Here is an 18,133-nt window from a genome sequence, read left to right as displayed (position 1 = left end):
CGCTCAGGCTGATGGTTTTCTTGGTGATGTCGGCCGTGGCGCTGGTCTGTTCAGACACGGTGTAGTTGCCCAAATCCGCGCCACTCAAGGTGTTGACCAAAGTCACCGTCTTGCCCGCAGCCACATTCTTGTCGCTGAAAGTGCCGGTGGTGGACACGCTCAGCGCATCTCCTGCGATCTGGTCGTTGAACACAGCGCTGGTGGTCGATACCGTCGCCGTCGTGTTGCCGTCATATGTCTTGTGGGCAGCGGTGATACCGCTCAGGCTGATGGCCTTCTTGTCGATGTCGGCGGTGGTCGTGGTTTGCTCAGCCACGGTGTAGTTGCCCAGATCGATGCCACCCAGGGTGTTGGACAGGGTCACGGTTTTGCCCGCAGCGGCGTTCTTGTCACTGAAGACGCCCGTGCTGGTGACGGTCAGGTCATCGCCTGCAATCTGGTCGTTGAAGACGGCGCTCGTGGTGGACATGGACGCAGTCGTGTTGCCGTCATACGTCTTGTTGGCAGCAGCGATACCGCTCAGGCTGATGGCCTTCTTGTCGATGTTGGCGGTGGTGCTGGCCTGATCGGTCACGGTGTAGTTGCCCAGGTCCGCGCCGCCCAGGGTGTTACTCAGGTTCACGGTCTTGCCGGTGGCCGCATTCTTGTCGCTGAAGGTGCCGGTGCTGGCCACTGTGAGGTCGTCGCCTGCCACCTGGTTGTTGAAAACGGCGCTCGTGGTGGAGACTGTGGCAGCGTTGGTGCCGTCATAGGTCTTGTTGGCCGCTGTGATGCCCGACAGGTTGATGGCCTTCTTGTCGATGTTGGCGGTGGTGCTGGCCTGCTCAGTGATGGTGTAGTTGCCCAGATCGGTGCCGCCCAGAGTGTTACTCAGGGTGACGGTCTTGCCGGTGGCAGCGTTCTTGTCGCTGAAGGTGCCCGTGCTGGCCACTGTGAGGTCGTCGCCTGCAATCTGGTTGTTGAAGACGGCGCTCGTGGTCGAGACCGTGGCAGCCATGGTGCCGTCATACGTCTTGTTGGCAGCAGTGATGCCCGACAGGCTGATGGACTTCTTGTCGATGTCGGCGGTGGTGCTGGCCTGCTCCGTGATGGTGTAGTTGCCCAGATCCGCACCACCCAGGGTGTTGACCAGGCTCACGGTCTTGCCGGTGGCCGCGTTCTTGTCGCTGAATGTGCCGGTGCTGGCCACTGTGAGGTCATCGCCTGCAATCTGGTTGTTGAAGACGGCGCTCGTGGTGGACATGGACGCAGTCGTGTTGCCGTCATAAGTCTTGCTGTCAGCGGTGATGCCGCTCAGGCTGATGGCCTTCTTGTCGATGTTGGCAGTGGTGCTGGCCTGCTGAGTCACTGTGTAGTTGCCCAGATCGGTGCCACCCAGGGTGTTGCTCAAGGTCACCGTTTTGCCGGTGGCGGCGTTCTTGTCGCTGAAGGTGCCAGTGCTGGCCACTGTCAGCACATCACCTGCCACCTGGTCGTTGAACACCGCTGTGCCCACCGATACCGTCGCAGCGTTGGTGCCGTCATACGTCTTGTTGGCTGCAGTGATGCCGCTCAGGCTGATGGCCTTCTTGTCGATGTCAGCCGTGGTGCTGGCTTGCTGGGCAATGCTGTAGTTGCCCAGGTCCGCGCCGCCCAGGGTGTGGGTGAGACTCACTGTTTTGCCCGTGGCGGCGTTCTTGTCGCTGAACACACCCGAGCTGCTCACCGTGAGCGCATCGCCCGAGATTTGGTCATTGAACGCAGCGCCAGTGGTGGACACGGTGGCCGTTGTGTTGCCGTCATAAGTCTTGCTGGCCGCAGTGATGCCGCTCAGGCTGATGGACTTCTTGGTGATGTCAGCTGTGGTGGTGCTCTGCTGGGCAATGGTGTAGTTGTCCAGATCGGTGCCGCCCAGGGTGTTGGACAGGGTCACCGTTTTGCCCACGGCCACATGCTTGTCGCTGAAGCTGCCGGTGCTGGCCACCGTCAGGTGATCGCCAGAGACTTTGTCGTTGAACACAGCGCCGGTAAGCGATACCGTGGCGGCCGTTGTGCCGTCATAGGTTTTGCTGGCAGCGGTGATGCCGCTCAGGCTGATGGCCTTCTTGGTGATGTCGGCCGTGGTCGATGTCTGCTCGGACACCGTGTAGTTGGCCAGATCGGCGCCGCCCAGGGTGTTGGTCAGATTCACCGTTTTGCCGGTGGCCGCGTTTTTATCGCTGAAGGCGCCGGTGCTGGCTACCGTCAAGACATCGCCCGCCACTTGGTCGTTGAACACCGCTGTGCCCACCGATACCGTGGCAGCAGTGCCACCGTCATAGGTCTTGTTGGTTGCAGTGATGCCGCTCAGGCTGATGGCCTTCTTGGTGATGTCGGCCGTGGTGGTGCTTTGCTGGGTAATGCTGTAGTTGCCCAGGTCCGCGCCGCCCAGGGTGTGGGTCAGGCTCACGGTTTTGCCCGTGGCGGCATTCTTGTCGCTGAACGCCCCCGAGCTGCTCACCGTGAGCGCATCGCCCGAGATTTGATCATTGAACACAGCGCCAGTGGTGGACACGGTGGCCGTTGTGTTGCCGTCATAAGTCTTGCTGGCCGCGGTGATGCCGCTCAGGCTGATGGACTTCTTGGTGATGTCGGCGGTTGTCGTGGCCTGTTCGGTCACGACATAGTTGCCCAGATCGGCACCACCCAGTGAATTGGATAGGGTCACCGTTTTGCCCACGGCCACATGCTTGTCGCTGAAGATGCCAGTGCTGGCCACAGTCAGGTCATCGCCAGAGACTTTGTCGTTGAACACAGCACCGGTAAGCGATACCGTGGCGGCCGTTGTGCCGTCATAGGTTTTGCTGGCAGCGGTGATGCCGCTCAGGCTGATGGCCTTCTTGGTGATGTCGGCCGTGGTCGATGTCTGCTCGGACACCGTGTAGTTGGCCAGATCGGTGCCGCCCAGGGTGTTGGTCAGATTCACAGTTTTGCCGGTGGCGGCGTTCTTGTCGCTGAAGGTGCCGGTGCTGGCCACCGTCAGCACATCGCCCGCCACTTGGTCGTTGAACACGGCCGAGCCCACGGAAACTGTTGCAGCAGTGCCACCGTCATACGTCTTGTTGGCCGCAGTGATGCCGCTCAGGCTGATGGCCTTCTTGTCGATGTCGGCCGTGGTGCTGGTCTGCTGGGTAATGCTGTAGTTGCCCAGGTCCGCGCCGCCCAGTGTGTTTGTCAGGCTCACGGTTTTGCCCGTGGCGGCATTCTTGTCGCTGAACACCCCCGAGCTGGCGACGCTCAAGTCATCGCCAGAGATTTTGTCGTTGAACACAGCGCCGGTAACCGATACCGTGGCAGCCGTGCCACCGTCATAAGTCTTGTTGGCCGCAGTGATGCCGCTCAGGCTGATGGATTTCTTGGTGATGTCAGCCGTGGTCGATGTCTGCTGGGTGATGGTGTAGTTGCCCAGATCAGTCCCGCCCAGGGTGTTGCTCAGGCTCACGGTTTTGCCCGTGGCCACATTTTTGTCGCCAAAACTGCCGGTGCTGCTGACCGTGAGCACATCGCCTGCGATCTGGTCATTGAAAACAGCTGAGCTGACCGATACGGTGGCTGTCATGCCGCCGTCATAGGTCTTGCTGGCGGCGGTGATGCCGGTCAGGGTGATGGCCTTGGGCGTGATGTCTGCCGTGGTGCTCAGAGCACCGGTGGTGCTCAGGCGGTAGTTGCTCCAGTCGCCCGTGCCATTGGTCTGGCTCAGTGTGCTCACATCGGCCACCGTGACGGCCTTGCCATTGGCCACGTTCTTGTCGCTGAAGCTGCCCACGCCACTGACTTGCAGGGTTTCGCTGCCTACGCCTGTGGCAATGCTGCCTGCGGTGATGCTGGCTGCCGTGGTGCCGTCATAGACCTTGTTGGCCGCGCTCAGGCTGCTCAGGCTCACGTCTTTGCGGGTGATGTCGGCTGTGGCGTTGGCCGTGGTGTTTTGCAAGGCGTAGTTGCCTGCGTCTGTGCCTGCGATGGCAATGCCCGCAATGGCCACCGATTTGGCTGCACCGGCATTTTTGTCGGCAAACATGGCGCTGGTCTGGCTGAAGTCGACCACGTCACCGCTCACGATGTCGGCCGAGCCGCCCGTCACGCTGGCTGCCACGCCGCCGTCATAGGTCTTGCTGGCCGCGCTGTAGCTGGCCGTCAGGTTTTTGGCGGTCACGTTGGCGGTGGTCGTGGCGCTGCTGTTTTGCAGGCTGTAGTTGCCCGCATCGGCGCCGCTCAGGCCAATGCCCGTCACGGTCACGGTTTTGCCGGTGCCAACGTTTTTGTTGTCAAAGCTGGCGGCGGTGTTGTTCAGGGTGACTGCGTCGCCGCTGATCACATCGCCCGAGCTGCCCGTCACGCTGGCCACCGCGCTGCCGTCGTAGGTTTTTTGGGCGGCGCTGTAGCTGGCTGTCAGGCTCTTGGGTGTGATGGTGCTGGTGGTGTTGTCAACATAGGTGACGCTGTAGTTGCCGCCGTTGTTGCCATCGTTGATGGTGACTGCCGACACGCTGACCACCTTGTTGCCCGCGCCGACATTTTTGTCGTTGAAGCTGAAAGTGCCACCCGTGATCGAGTCGCTGGCATACAACTGCGTGGCTTGCGTGACCAGGGCCGTGCCGCTGGCGGCAGTGGTGCGGTCATAGACCTTGGTCACATCGCTGCTGGTCAGCTTCAAGGCTGCAGGCGTGATCACGCCGTCGTTGCCTGCCAAGGTGGTGGCGCCGCCCGCGATGTGGTAGTTGGCGGCGTCGGCCCCGCCCAGGGCAATGCCCGAGACGGAATAGGCCAGCCCCGTGCCTGCGTTCTTGCTGGCAAAAGCTGTTGTGCCGCCAATCGTCAAGACATCACCCGTCACTTTGCCGCCCATGCCCAGCACATTGCTGATGGCGGTGGTGCCGTCATACACCTTGCTCACATTCGTGGCATTGGGCGTGATTTCTTGGGTGTTGACCGTCAGGGTGCCCACATAAATGGGCGCGCCGCTGAAGTTGGTGCCCGTCACCGCTGGCGCGGCGTCCTTGATGTCGTAGGTGCCCACCACCGTGTTGCCCGAAGTGCTCACCGACGCCAGGCTGGCACCACTGTAGGCCTTGAGCACGGTGTTGACCGTGGTGCCCAAACCGTCGTTGAAGGTGTAGTTGTTGCCCGTGCCCGAGCGGGTCAGGGTCACGATGGCGTCGCTGTTTGAGTCCAGATACTGCGCAGTGGTGTCATAAGTGACGGCGCTGCCGTAAGTGGTGGTCACATTGCTGGTGCGCACCAGCAAGCGGTCTGCGGGCACGATGGTGTAGTCACCATTGACGTAGCTGATGTCGTAGTTGCCCGATGTCAGGCCGCTGGCAGCCAGCACGCCGCTGTAGTTGCCTGCCGTGCCCACGCCCGCGTTGGTGCGGGTGATGTTCAGGCTGCCGCCGAGCACGCTGGACGTTTCGCCCGCCACCAAGCCTGTGTAGCTCACGCCGGTGTAGCCCGCCACATCGCTGCGGCCCACAAAACGCGCATCGGCATTGGCCGTCACGGTCAGGCTGGCCTTGTGGATGACGCTGCTGACATCGTCCACATAGTTGATGGTGTAGTTGGCGCTCATGTCCGCGTTGGCCGCGTCCTTGATCGTCACGCCCGAAGCCCGCACGGTTTTGCCTGTGCCTGCGTTCTTGTCCAGGAAGGCCTGGCTGCCCGCGCTGCTCACGCTGTCGCCCGCACCGGCCAAAGTGCCCACGGTGCCCGTGCCTGTGGCCAGCGTGGTGCCGTCATAGGTCTTGCTGACTGCCGTGGCCGTCACCGTCAGGGCGGCTTTGTCAATCACCAGATTGGCATTGTTCAGGCTCACGCTGTAGTTGCCCGCGTCTGCGCCGCCCACCGCCAGGTTTGAGGCATAAGTGCCCGCATATTTGCCGCTGGCCTGGCCCGAGACGGTGATGGTGTCCCCGGCGATGAAGCCGCTGCTGGTTTCGGCCGCCTGGTTTTGCTGTGTGCCGTTGTAGGTGGCGCTGCTGGCTGTGGCGTTGACCGTGGCCGCCTTGGCCGTCACGCTGACCTTGGAGCCTGCTGTCGTCAAATCGTTGTAGTTGCTGCTGAGGCCTCCATTGGCGCTGCTGCCCAGGGCCAGGCCCGCCAGACTCGTCAGGGCCTGCTGCACCTGCACGTTTTTGCTGGCCAGATTGCCAGCGCTGCCGCTGCCCGAGACGGCAAAGGTTTCGCCGCCCACGCCCGTGGCCGTCAGGTACTGACCGGCAAAGCTGGTGCCCGCGTCATACACCCGCGCACCCGACAGCACCAGATCGGCGCGGCCAATTTGCAAAGTGCCGTTGGCCGTGCTCACGGTGTAGTTGGCTTCGGTGCCTGCTGTCACGGTGTTGGTGTAACTGCCTGCGTTCTTGCCGGTGGCACCAAGGGCCATGACGCTGCTCAGGCTGGCCACCGTGTCCGAGCCCAGCAGGCCCGAGACGGTGAAACCCGACACGCTTTGGTCGGCACCGTTGTAAGTGAACGAGCCGCTGTTGCCGGTGGCGGTCAAAGCGGCCTTGCCAATTTGCAAAGCGCCGTTGGCCGTGGTCACGGTGTAGTTGGCTTCGGTGCCCGATGTCACGGTGTTGGTGTAGCTGCCTGCGTTTTTGCCGGTGGCACCACTGGCCGTGATGCTCGACAGATTGGTCACGGTGTCCGAGCCCAGCAGGCCTGAGACGCTGAAGCCCGACACGGTTTGGTCGGCGCCGTTGTAGGTGAGGGCGGCGCTGTTGCCGGTGGCCGTCAAGCTGGCCTTGCCAATTTGCAAAGTGCCGTTGGCCGTGGTCACGGTGTAGTTGGCTTCGGTGCCTGCCGTCACGGTGTTGGTGTAGCTGCCCGCGTTCTTGCCCGAAGCGCCGGTGGCCGACACGCTCGACAGGCTGGCTGCGGTGTCGCTGCCTTGCAAGCCAGACAGGGTGAAGCCCGTCACGCTTTGCGTGCCGCCGTTGTAAGTGACCGAGCCGCTGTTGCCGGTGGCGGTCAGGGCGGCTTTGTCAATTTGCAGCGTGCCGTTGACCGTGCTCACGGTGTAGTTGGTTTCGGTGCCCGCGCTCACCACGTTGCTGTAAGTGCCCGCATTTTTGCCGGTGGCACCCGCAGCCGACACGGTGCTCAAGCTGGCCAAGGTGTCGCTGCCCAGCAGGCCCGACACGGTCAGGCCGCTCACGCTCTGGTCGGCACCGTTGTAGGTCACCGAGCCGCTGTTGCCGGTGGCCGTGAGGGTGGCTTTGCCAATCACCAGATTGGCGTTGTTCACCGTCACGCTGTAGTTGCCCAGGTCCGCGCCACTCAGCGCCAGATTGGACGCATAGCTGCCCGCATTCTTGCCGCTGGCCTGGCCGGTGACGGTGATGGCGTCTCCTGCGATGAAGCCGCTGCTGGTTTCGACCAGCTGGTTTTGCGTGCTGGCGTTGTAAGTCACGTTCGTGGCCGTGGCGCTGACAGTGGCCACCTTGGGCGTCACGCTCACGCTGGAGGCTGCTGTGCTCAGGGCGTTGTAGTTGCTGCTCAGGCCGCCATTGCTGCTGCTGCCCAGGCTCAGGCCGGTGATGCTGCTCAAGACCTGACCGGTCTGCACATTCTTGCTGGCCAGGTTGCTGGCGTCGCCCGCGCCGGTCAGGGCAAAGGTTTCGCCCGCCACGCCGGTGGCCGTCAGGTACTGCCCGGCAAAGGTCTGGCTGCCGTCATAGACACGCGAGCCCGACAACACCAGATCGGCGCGGCCAATCTGCAAAGTGCCGTTGACCGTGGTGATGGTGTAGTTGGTTTCTGTGCCCGCCGTGACGGTGTTGGCATAGCTGCCTGCGTTTTTGCCAGATGCGCCTGTGGCGTTGATGCTGGTCAGGCTGGCAGCGCTGTCGCTGCCTTGCAAGCCGGTCACGGTGAAGCCGTTGACGCTTTGGGTGTTGCCGTTGTAAGTGACTGCGCCGCTGTTGCCGGTGGCTGTCAGCACCGCCTTGTCAATCACCAGATTGGCGTTGTTCAGCGTGACGCTGTAATTGCTCGCGTCTGCACCGCTGACAGCGAGGCTGGAGGCGTAGCTGCCTGCATTCTTGCCGCTGGCCAGGCCGGTGACGGTGACCGTGTCTCCGGCGATGAAGCCGCTGCTGGTTTCGGCCAGCTGGTTTTGCGTGCTGGCGTTGTAAGTCAGTTGGGTGGCGGTGGCGCTGACGGTGGCGGCCTTGGGCGTCACGCTCACGCTCGATGCTGCTGTGCTCAAGGCGTTGTAGTTGGCGCTCAAGCCGCCATTGGCACTGCTGCCCAGCGTCAAGCCTGCCAAGCTGCTCAAGGACTGCGCGGTTTGCACGTTCTTGCTGGCCAGGTTGCTGGCGTCGCCTGTGCCGGTCACGGCAAAGGTTTCGCCTGCCACGCCGGTGGCGCTCAGGTACTGCCCGGCAAAGCTGGTGCCTGCGTCGTACACGCGGGTGCCCGACAGGCTCAGATTGGCCTTGTCAATCACCAGGTTGGCGTTGCTCACGGTGATGGTGTAGTTGCCCGCATCGGCCCCCCCGGCTAACAGACTGGAGGCATAGGTGCCCGCATTCTTGCCGCTGGCCTGGCCGGTGAAGCTGACCGTGTCTCCGGCGATGAAGCCGCTGCTGGTTTCGGCCAGCTGGGTTTGCGTGTTGCCGTTGTAGGTCAGGCTCGTGGCTGTGGCGCTGACTGTGGCGGCCTTGGGTGTCACGCTCACGCTCGATGCTGTGGTGCTCAAGGCGTTGTAGTTGGCGCTCAAGCCCCCGTTCGCACTGCTGCCCAATGCCAGGCCGGTCAGGCTGCTCAAGGTCTGGCCGCTTTGCACGTTTTTGCTGGCCAGGTTGCTGGCATCGCCCGAGCCGTTCACGGCAAAGGTTTCGCCCGCCACGCCGGTGGCGGTCAGGTACTGGCCAGCAAAGCTGGTGCCTGCGTCATACACGCGGGTGCCCGACAGGCTCAGATTGGCCTTGTCAATCACCAAATTGGCGTTGTTCACCGTCACGCTGTAGTTGCCCAGATCGGCGCCGCTCAGCACCAGATTGGATGCATAAGTGCCCGCATTCTTGCCGCTGGCCTGGCCGGTGACGGTGACCGTGTCTCCGGCGATGAAGCCGCTGCTGGTTTCGGCCAGCTGGGTTTGTGTGTTGCCGTTGTAGGTCAGGTTGGTCGCCGTGGCGCTCACGCTGGCGGCCTTGGGCGTCACGCTCACGCTGGATGCGACCGTGCTCAGGGCGTTGTAGTTGCTGCCCAGGCCGCCATTGCTGCTGCTGCCCAGGCTCAGGCCTGTGATGCTGCTCAAGACCTGGCCGGTCTGCACATTCTTGCTGGCCAGGTTGCTGGCATCGCCCGATCCGTTTACGGCAAAGGTTTCGCCTGCCACGCCGGTGGCCGTCAGGTACTGCCCGGCAAAGGTCTTGCTGGCGTCGTACACGCGGGTGCCCGACAACACCAGGTTGGCTTTGTCAATCACCAGGTCGGCGTTGCTCACGGTGATGGTGTAGTTGCCTGCATCGGCACCCCCGGCCACCAGACTGGAGGCATAGGTGCCCGCATTCTTGCCGCTGGCCTGGCCGGTGACGGTGACCGTGTCTCCGGCGATGAAGCCGCTGGTGGTTTCGGCCAGCTGGTTTTGCGTGCTGGCGTTGTAGGTCAGGTTGGTCGCCGTGGCGCTCACGCTGGCGGCCTTGGGCGTCACGCTCACGCTAGATGCGGTGGTGCTCAAGGCATTGTAGTTGGCGCTCAAGCCGCCATTGCTGCTGCTGCCCAGCGTCAAGCCTGCCAAGCTGCTCAAGGACTGCGTGGTTTGCACATTCTTGCTGGCCAGGTTGCTGGCGTCGCCTGTGCCGGTCAGGGCAAAGGTTTCGCCTGCCACGCCGGTGGCCGTCAGGTACTGCCCGGCAAAAGTCTTGCTGGCGTCGTACACGCGGGTGCCCGACAACACCAGGTTGGCCTTGTCAATCACCAGGTCTGCGTTGCTCACGGTGATGGTGTAGTTGCCCGCATCGGCACCCCCGGCCACCAGACTGGAGGCATAGGTGCCCGCATTTTTGCCGCTGGCCTGGCCGGTAAAGCTGACCGTGTCGCCTGCGATGAAGCCACTGCTGGTTTCGCCCAGCTGGTTTTGTGTGCTGGCGTTGTAGGTCAGGTTGGTGGCTGTGGCGCTCACGGTGGCGGCCTTGGGCGTCACGCTCACGCTCGATGCGGTGGTGCTCAAGGCGTTGTAGTTGGCGCTCAAGCCGCCATTGGCGCTGCTGCCCAGCGTCAAGCCTGCCAAGCTGCTCAAGGACTGGCCGGTTTGCACATTCTTGCTGGCCAGGTTGCTGGCATCGCCCGAGCCGTTCACGGCAAAGGTTTCGCCCGCCACGCCCGTGGCGGTCAGGTACTGTCCGGCAAAGCTGGTACCTGCGTCATACACGCGGGTGCCGGACAGGCTCAGGTTGGCCTTGTCAATCACCAGATTGGCGTTACTGACGGTGAGGCTGTAGTTGCTCAGGTCTGCGCCGCTCAAAACCAGATTGGATGCATAGGTGCCCGCATTCTTGCCGCTGGCCAGACCGGTGACGGTGATCGCGTCCCCGTCAATGAAGCCGCTTCGGGTTTCGGCCAGCTGGTTTTGTGTGTTGGCGTTGTAGGTCAGGTTGGTGGCTGTGGCGCTGACTGTGGCGGTCTTGGGCGTCACGCTCACGCTCGATGCCGTGGTGCTCAAGGGGTTGTAGTTGTCACTCAAGCCGCCATTGCTGCTGCTGCCCAGTGTCAGGCCCGCCAGTGTCCTCAAGGTCTGTGCGGCTTGCACATTTTTGCTGGTCAGGTTGCTGGCATCGCCGCTTCCTGTGACTGTGAACGTCTCGCCCGCCACGCCGGTGGCGGTCAGATATTGCCCGGCAAAAGTGGTGCCTGCGTCATAGACACGCGTGCCTGCCAGGCTCAGATTGGCCTTGTTGACCGTCAAGGTGCCACTCGTGTAGGCCAAGGTATAGCCCAGATCGCTGGTGCCGGTGCCCGTCAGGGTGTAGGTGCCCGCATTTTTGGCGCCTTGCGATGTGCCCGTGGTGGTCGTGTTCACCTTGGCGTTGGTGTCACCGTTCACATAGCCTGTATACGTCAGGCCATTGTTGCCGCTATAGGCTTGGCCGTCATAAGACTTGCTGGCGTTGATGAAGGCCGCAGTCAAGATGGGCGATTCGCGGTAGATCGCAAAAATGCCCGAGCCCAAGGGCGCTGTTGTGGTGTTGTAGTTGGTGGTGACCTCATCGCTGTTGTAGCGGCTGTTGCCTGCCAGAACACCCAGGCCTGTGCTGCCCGCCACCGATCCGGTTTGGATGGTGATGCGCGCACCCGAGCCTGCCGTCAAAGCGCCACTGCCCGACAACGAAACATCGCCGCCTGAGGCGGTGCCGGCGGCGGTGGATTTTCCGGCTCCCAGCAAGATCGCTGAACTGCTGGTGTTCGTGGTGCTGATGGCCTGCGTGACCGACAGATTGGCATCGGTGACCAAATTGACCGTGCCGCCCGTCAGGTTGATCGCATTGGCAACGGTCAGGTTGTTGGCCGAACCGGTGATGCTGGCAGACACATTGCCTGCCCCTGAAATGGTGTTGGCCACGGTGGTGCTGGCCGCGCGCACATAGCTCAAGTTGGCGTTGTTGCTCAGCGTGACATGGCCAGCACCCAAGGTGCCCGTGGTGCCTGCATTGCCCACTTGCAGGGTGCCGCCACTGATGCTGGTCGTGCCTGCATACGTGTTGTCGGCCGTCAGCGTCGTGGTGCCTGCACCGATTTGAGACAAGGTGCCCGTGCCGCTGATGGCGTTGCTCACCAGCAAAGCGTTAGAGCGGTTGAAGGTCAAACTGCTGTTGTCAATGACCGCCCCCGTGCCCAGGGTGCCTGTGGTGCCGCCGTTGCCCACTTGCAGGGTGCCTGCGCTGATGGTGGTGGTGCCCGAGTAGCTGTTGGCACCCGTCAAGATGGATGTGCCCGTGCCCACCTGCGTCAAGGTGCCTGTGCCACTGATGGCATTGGCCACAGTCATCGCGTTGCTGCGGTTGAAGACCAGTGAGGCGTTGTCGGTGACGGCACCCGTGCCCAAGGTGCCTGTGGTTCCCCCATCCCCAATTTGCAAGGTGCCTGCGCTGATGGTGGTGGTGCCTGAATAAGTGTTGGTGCCCGTCAGGATTTGCGTGCCTGAACCGATTTTGGTCAGGCCTGCGGTGCCCCCAGTGGGCGTGATGGCTCCGCTAAAAGTTGCAGTTCCTGCTGTGGGGTTATAGGTGCCTGCTGCTGTGCCATTGACGCCCACCGTGATGCTGCCCAATGTAGACCACCCCATTGAAAGGGAGCCTGCGCCCGTCAAAGCATCCACGCGAACATCACCCTCTGATGTACCGAAAAAAGCACCTGATGCGATGTTCAGGCTGGACAGGTTGTTGCTCCATTTTCCATGGTAGGTTGAGCTTGCCGTCAAAGTGCCTTGCTGGACATCAATCAAAGAGCCAGCCAGCATGTTGAAATTGACATCGGTGCTGTCCCATTGCAACTTACCAGCGCCTGTTTTTGTGATGGTTCCTGCGCCTGTGTAGATGGTTCCTCTGTTGTTGAGCGTGACGCCTGTTGGCGCATTGAAGTCCAAAACGGCACCAGCCGCGATGTTGAATTGGCTGGACCAGTGCTGTGACGCCGCTGTGCCGCTGGTGAGCAAAGTGCCAAATGACAGTTTTCCGGAATTGACAAAGGTTTGCCCCGTGTAACCGGCATTGCTGCTGGGGAAAAGAAGCGTGCCGGTGCCTGCCTGGGTGACGGTGCCTGTGCCACTGATGGTATTGGGCACGGTGATGTTGTCCGAGCGGTTGAAGACCAAGGCGCTGTTGTCTGTCACCGACCCCGTGCCCAGGGTGCCTGTGGTGCCGCCATTGCCCACTTGCAAGGTGCCCGCCGTGATGGTGGTGGTGCCGGTGTAAGTGTTATTGCCCAACAACAAGCCAGTGCCGCCTGTGCCGTTTTCTGTCACCGTGCCCAGGCCGCTGATGGTGCTGGCCACCGTGGACGTGCCCGATGTGTTGGTGAAGGATAAATTAGAGGTGGCGTCAGTCAGCGTGACCGTGCTGCCCGCAGCGCCCAAAGAGCCGCCTGTACCGATGGCCAATGTCCTGCCCGCATTCACAGTGGTCGCCCCGGCAAAGGCACTGCTGTTGCCCGTCAGGGTGACCACGCCAGCGCCACCCTGAACCAAGCTGCCTGCACCCGTGATGATGGATGCGTTTGAAGAGGCCTCTGCACGGTTGAAGGTCAGCTTAGAGCCCGCCGCAATGCTCACGTTCGTGGCTTCCAGGGTGGCCGTTGCAGCCGCGGTGGCTGCGCTGCCGTCACCCACTTGCACATTGCCAGCATTGATGTTGAAGGACGTTGCACCCACCCTGTCCTTGATCAGCAGATTGCCGCCCCCGGACACGTTGACTGTGCCACCGTTTTGCAAGCCATAACCGCCCTGAGTATTTTGGCTAAAGGTCAGTGCAGCAAAACTGCCATCCAAAAGCGCGGTTCCACTGGTGGCACTTGCCAGGTTGAAGTTGACGTTGGCGGAGTTGGCGTTGTACACCCCTGAGATGGTGTTGGTGGCGCCACCGCTGGTGCTGAACGTGTTCGTGGTACCCGTTGAGCCAATGGGGTTGCCCCCCAAATTCATGGTGCCCCCACCCAAGCCACCTGTGAAATTGAAGGCCGTATTTTTCCACCAGCCATTGCCAGCGTTGCTGAGGGTAAATGTCGAAGCATTGATGACGTTCACGCCGGCTGGATTGAGCTGGGCATAGGTGGCGCCCGGTTCAAGCGTCAAGCCGCCCCCATTCACCGTGTAGGCGTTGGACACGTTGCTGGCCACCGCAGGGGTGGCAATCCACGAACCCAGCGTGAGAGAGCCTGAGCCCGATTTGGTGAAGTTGGCAGCGTTGATGGCACCGCTATAAGTGCTGGTGCCACTGAGCGTGTAGGTCACATTGGCATTTTTGTTGGTGGTGTCGCCAATCGCACCTGCACCCGTGATCGTGCCGCTGGTCGATGTCAGGTTGATGTTGGCGCCCGTGCCCGTCGCGCCGGTCACTTTGATCGCGGCCGCATTGACCACATTGCCATTGGAGGTGATGTTGACCGTGGCAGCCGTGCCCGAGCTGGTGATCGAGCCCGCGCTGGTCACATTGACGCCGGTGTTTGTGGTGGTGCCCACATTGCCCAGAAGGTTGACATTGCCTGTTGCGGTGATGCTGCTGGCAATGTTGACGGCATTGGTGGCGCTGCCCGAGCTGGTACCCGCCGTGAGGGCACCGGTGGTCCAGTTGATGGTGCCGGTCGTGTTGTCCACAGACACGTTGCTGCCCGACAGCGCCGCAGTTGTCGAGATGAGCCCGCCAGTGCTTTGCAAGAGAAGACCCGCACCACTGTTGATCGCGGTGGATGCGGTCAAGGTGTTGCCCGACTGCAGGTACAAATTGCCCGTGGTCGCTGCCGTGGTGATGGCTGTGCTGGTCGTTAATGCCCCCGATGTGGTGCTGCCAATCTTGAGGGTGCCTGCAGTGATCTGATTCATCTCGGCGTTGGTGACGCCCAGAGTGGGCGAGGTAGCGCCGACGACATCAGCCCCGCCCACATTGATCAAGAGGCCTGCTGTGCGGTTTTGCAGGGTGACGGTGCCCGTGCCTGTGCCCATGGTGGCGGGGCTTGACAGGGAAAAAGAGTCAGAAGTGACGGTGATGTTGGCGTTGGCAGTGCTGGTGATGTTGGCACCTGTTCCCGACAGCGAAAACCCCGCACCGCTTGAGGACAGGCTGGAGCCGGTGAAGTTCATGGCACCCGACACCGAGGTGACCGATGTGTTGGTGCCGGAAATTTCGATGCCCGTATTGCCTGCGCCTGTGGTGTTGCCACCCACACCGGTCATGGTCACGGTGCCGGTGCCGGTGGCTGCCACTGCGCCACCGCCTTTCACAACGACGCCCAAATTGGCGATGCCTGTGCCGCCCACAGTGCCACCGCCCGTGCCATTGAAGTTGATGGGGCCAGGGCTGGTCACTTTGCTGGCCGTGCCGTCTACCCAGACCCCGGAGTTGTAGTCGCTGCCTGTGCCACCAGCACCCGTCAGGTTCAGGCTGCCGCCCGCTGCACCGGTGATGACCGTGCCACCTGTGATGGACACGCCCATGGCGTTGGCAACGGTAGAAGCACCAGCACCCCCCACCCCGTTGATGTTGATGTTGCCTGTACCGCTGGTGGAGACCGTAGCACCCACCAAGTCCACACCCTTCATGTCGGCGGTGGCGGAACTCGTTGTGAAGCCCTTGCCGCGGATGTCGATGTTGCCGCCACCCGCGTTCAGGCTGGCCGTGGTCAGCGACACACCGTCATTGCGCGTGGTGCTGCTGCCTACGGCATAACCCGAGCCGTTGTATGCCGAGCCGCCGCCCAGGGTGATGTTGCCGCCATTGCTGGTGACACCCGAGCCGCTGTTCATCAGGATGGAGCCCGCGTTGCTGCCATAGCTGTCGCTGTTGAACAGCACATTGAGCTTGCCCGAACTGCCAGTGATGGTGGTGTTGGCCGCTACGGTGATGTCGTTCCTGGCCAGCAGGCTGAAGGTGGCATCGGTGCCCGCCGTCTTGGTGACAGCGCCGTTGACGGCAATGCTGGTGCCGCTGAGCACCGACAGATCACCCCCGGTGTTGCCCAGGGTGCCCATGTTCAGCGCGCTCACAGTGGCCGTGCCCGAGCCAGCAAGCAGGCCCACCACGGTCTTTTTGGCGGTGATCCTGCCCAGTTCTGCAGCCGACACATCCAGTTTAAGCGTGCCGCTTAAGGTGTCGGTGCCGGTGCCGCCCACGTTGAGTGTGGTGGGGCCCGTGCGTTGTTGTATGGTGACGGTGCCTGTGCCACCGTTGATAGTCCCATTCAGAGCAACACTGTCTGCAATGAGTGTGATGTTGCCTGTGATGGATTCAATGCCTCCAGAGCCAGCATTGATGTTGATGGCCGATGAGCTCGTGTTGGCCGCTGCCCCTGTAATCGATACATTGCCTGCGCCACTGGCCGCAACTTTTCCAGAGCCATCAATGGAAAAACCATAATTGGTATTTGCCGTACCCCCGCCACCCGTACCCGTAAAGGAAATATTGCCGCCATTGACGGTGGAAACGGTACTGTTTTTGACCATCACACCATAGGTATAAGCGCCCGAGGTTGTGGCCGCACTGGCATTGCCCACAATCGTCACGCCGCCACTGCCCCCCGTCACCGGGGTCGAAAGCAGACCTACGCCGTTTAAGGAAGCCGTGCCACCGCCGGCTTTGCTGGTGCCGGTTAAGGAAATCGAGCCAGCACCCGATGTGACGATGCTCGAATTGTTGATGGCGTTGATGCCAGAACCATTGCTGGCATTGCTCGTACCCGTCATGGTGATATTGCCACCACCCGCCGAAATGGCTGTGCCATTCAAGGTAATGCCATCTGAAGTGGTGGTCACTGCGGCTGTACTTGTGGGTGCTGCTGCGGTGCTGCTCCCAAAAGCACTGCCCACCCCTGTGCCTGCCGTGCCACCACCCAGGGTGATGTTGCCGCCCCTGCTGGTGATTGAGGAGCCACTGTTCAGCACAATCGCGCCCTGCCCATTGGCATCAAAGTCGCTGTTCATGATCACATTCAAACTGCCCGAGATCGAGGTGATCGTGGTGTTGGCCGCCAGTGAGATGTCGTTGTGGGCCCTGAACGTCAGCGTGGCATCGGTGCCGCCTGTTTTGCTGATGCTGGCATTGATGGCAATGTTGCCCGCGCTGGTGCCGCCTGCGCCGGTGGCAATCGTCACGCTGGTGCCTGCGTTCAGGCTGTTGATGATGGACGTGGACGTGATCACCGAATCTGCCGCGCTGGTGTAGTTGGTGGCATAGGCCGTGCCCGACGCAGTGGCGCTGGCAATCGTGATGTTGTAAGGGTCGAGCAGCCATTCGCCTGCTTTGACACTGATGTTGTCAACTTTCAGGACATCGCCAGAAGTTTCGACCAGCGCCTGATGGCTTTGCAGCTGGGCGTCACTGGCGTCTGTGTAGCGGGCCAGCACACCGGTCTCTTCGTCACGCCCAATCAGGATGTCGCCACCTTTGCGCAACTGGCCTTTGTCGTCCTTGCCAGTGCTGTTGGCGTTGATGCTGCCATCCACCCTGATGGTGCCGCCGTCTGCCAGCAGGTGCACCGCGCCGCCTTGTTCGCCCGAGGTGTCAATGCTGCCGGATTGCAGCACGCTGGCCATGGCATTGCCCATGGCTGCAGCCTGCATATAGACCTGACCACCTTCGGTGACGATGGTGCCGCCTTTTTGGTTGGCCACGGCCGCGTTAATGACGGCCGGGCTCAGTTCCATCTTGATGCGGCCCGTGCCCGTCATGGGCAGGGTGATGACGTCGGCTGCACCCAGCGCCACATTGCCATTGGGGGCGTAAATTTTTCCCTCGTTGCTCACGCTGGCACCCAGCAGGGCCACATAGCCGCCGGGGGTGGCGCTCAGCAGGCCCTGATTGATCACCTCGCCTGTGGCGCCGTCGCGGGTGTAACGGTTGCGCCCGGCCATGAAGTCGGCGTCTGAAATGTTGAGCGTGCTGGCCGTCAGGCCTGCGGCGCTGACCGAGCCGTCTTTGCCAAAAGTGACACCGTTGGGGTTGACCAAAACGACCTGACCATTGGCCGACATCTGGCCAAAGATCTGGCTGGGGGCCACACCAGTGACGCGGTTGAGCAGCACGGCCTGTGCATTGGGCTGAACGATGTTGACTTTGGCATCTTTGCCAATATCAAAGCTTTGCCAGTTGACGATGGCGCGTGCCGAGCTTTGCGCAATGGCCATATTGGCACCGCTTTGGCTGATGGCCGCAGCGCCTTGGGCCACATGGCCCCCCGTGGGCAGGGCGTTGTTGGCTGGGGCTGCCCAGGCCAGGGTGATCAAGGCGAAGCTGAAGACCAGAGGGCCGACGAAATACGCCCCCCCCGCACTCAAGACCCCCAAGAGGCTGAAGCGGCCCGCACCATGACCGCCAGTGGCTTTGCCCTGGCTGGTGGCGTGCTCGCCCACGGCAACCAGCGCACCTAAGCGCTTGGAAAATACCGTCTTGAATAACTTCGAATTCAT

At 61.8% G+C, this 18,133-nt stretch carries 1 protein-coding gene (cut by a window edge); it reads right to left on the bottom strand.

Features of this window, described 5'->3' with window-relative positions:
• Window positions 1-18,133, bottom strand: partial view of a YDG domain-containing protein gene (locus tag H663_RS21900; RefSeq protein WP_116695779.1) — the 5' portion only. Its footprint begins 9,758 nt before the window's first position; 18,133 of the gene's 27,891 nt are visible here — the first part of the coding sequence; it begins with the start codon at window positions 18,131-18,133; the stop codon falls past the left edge of the window.

Origin of the sequence: Limnohabitans planktonicus II-D5 (assembly GCF_001270065.2) — a bacterium.
Classification (GTDB): Bacteria; Pseudomonadota; Gammaproteobacteria; order Burkholderiales; family Burkholderiaceae_C; genus Limnohabitans_A; species Limnohabitans_A planktonicus.
Note: the sequence above shows the minus strand (reverse complement) of the source record. Positions and strands in the feature narration are given on the sequence as shown.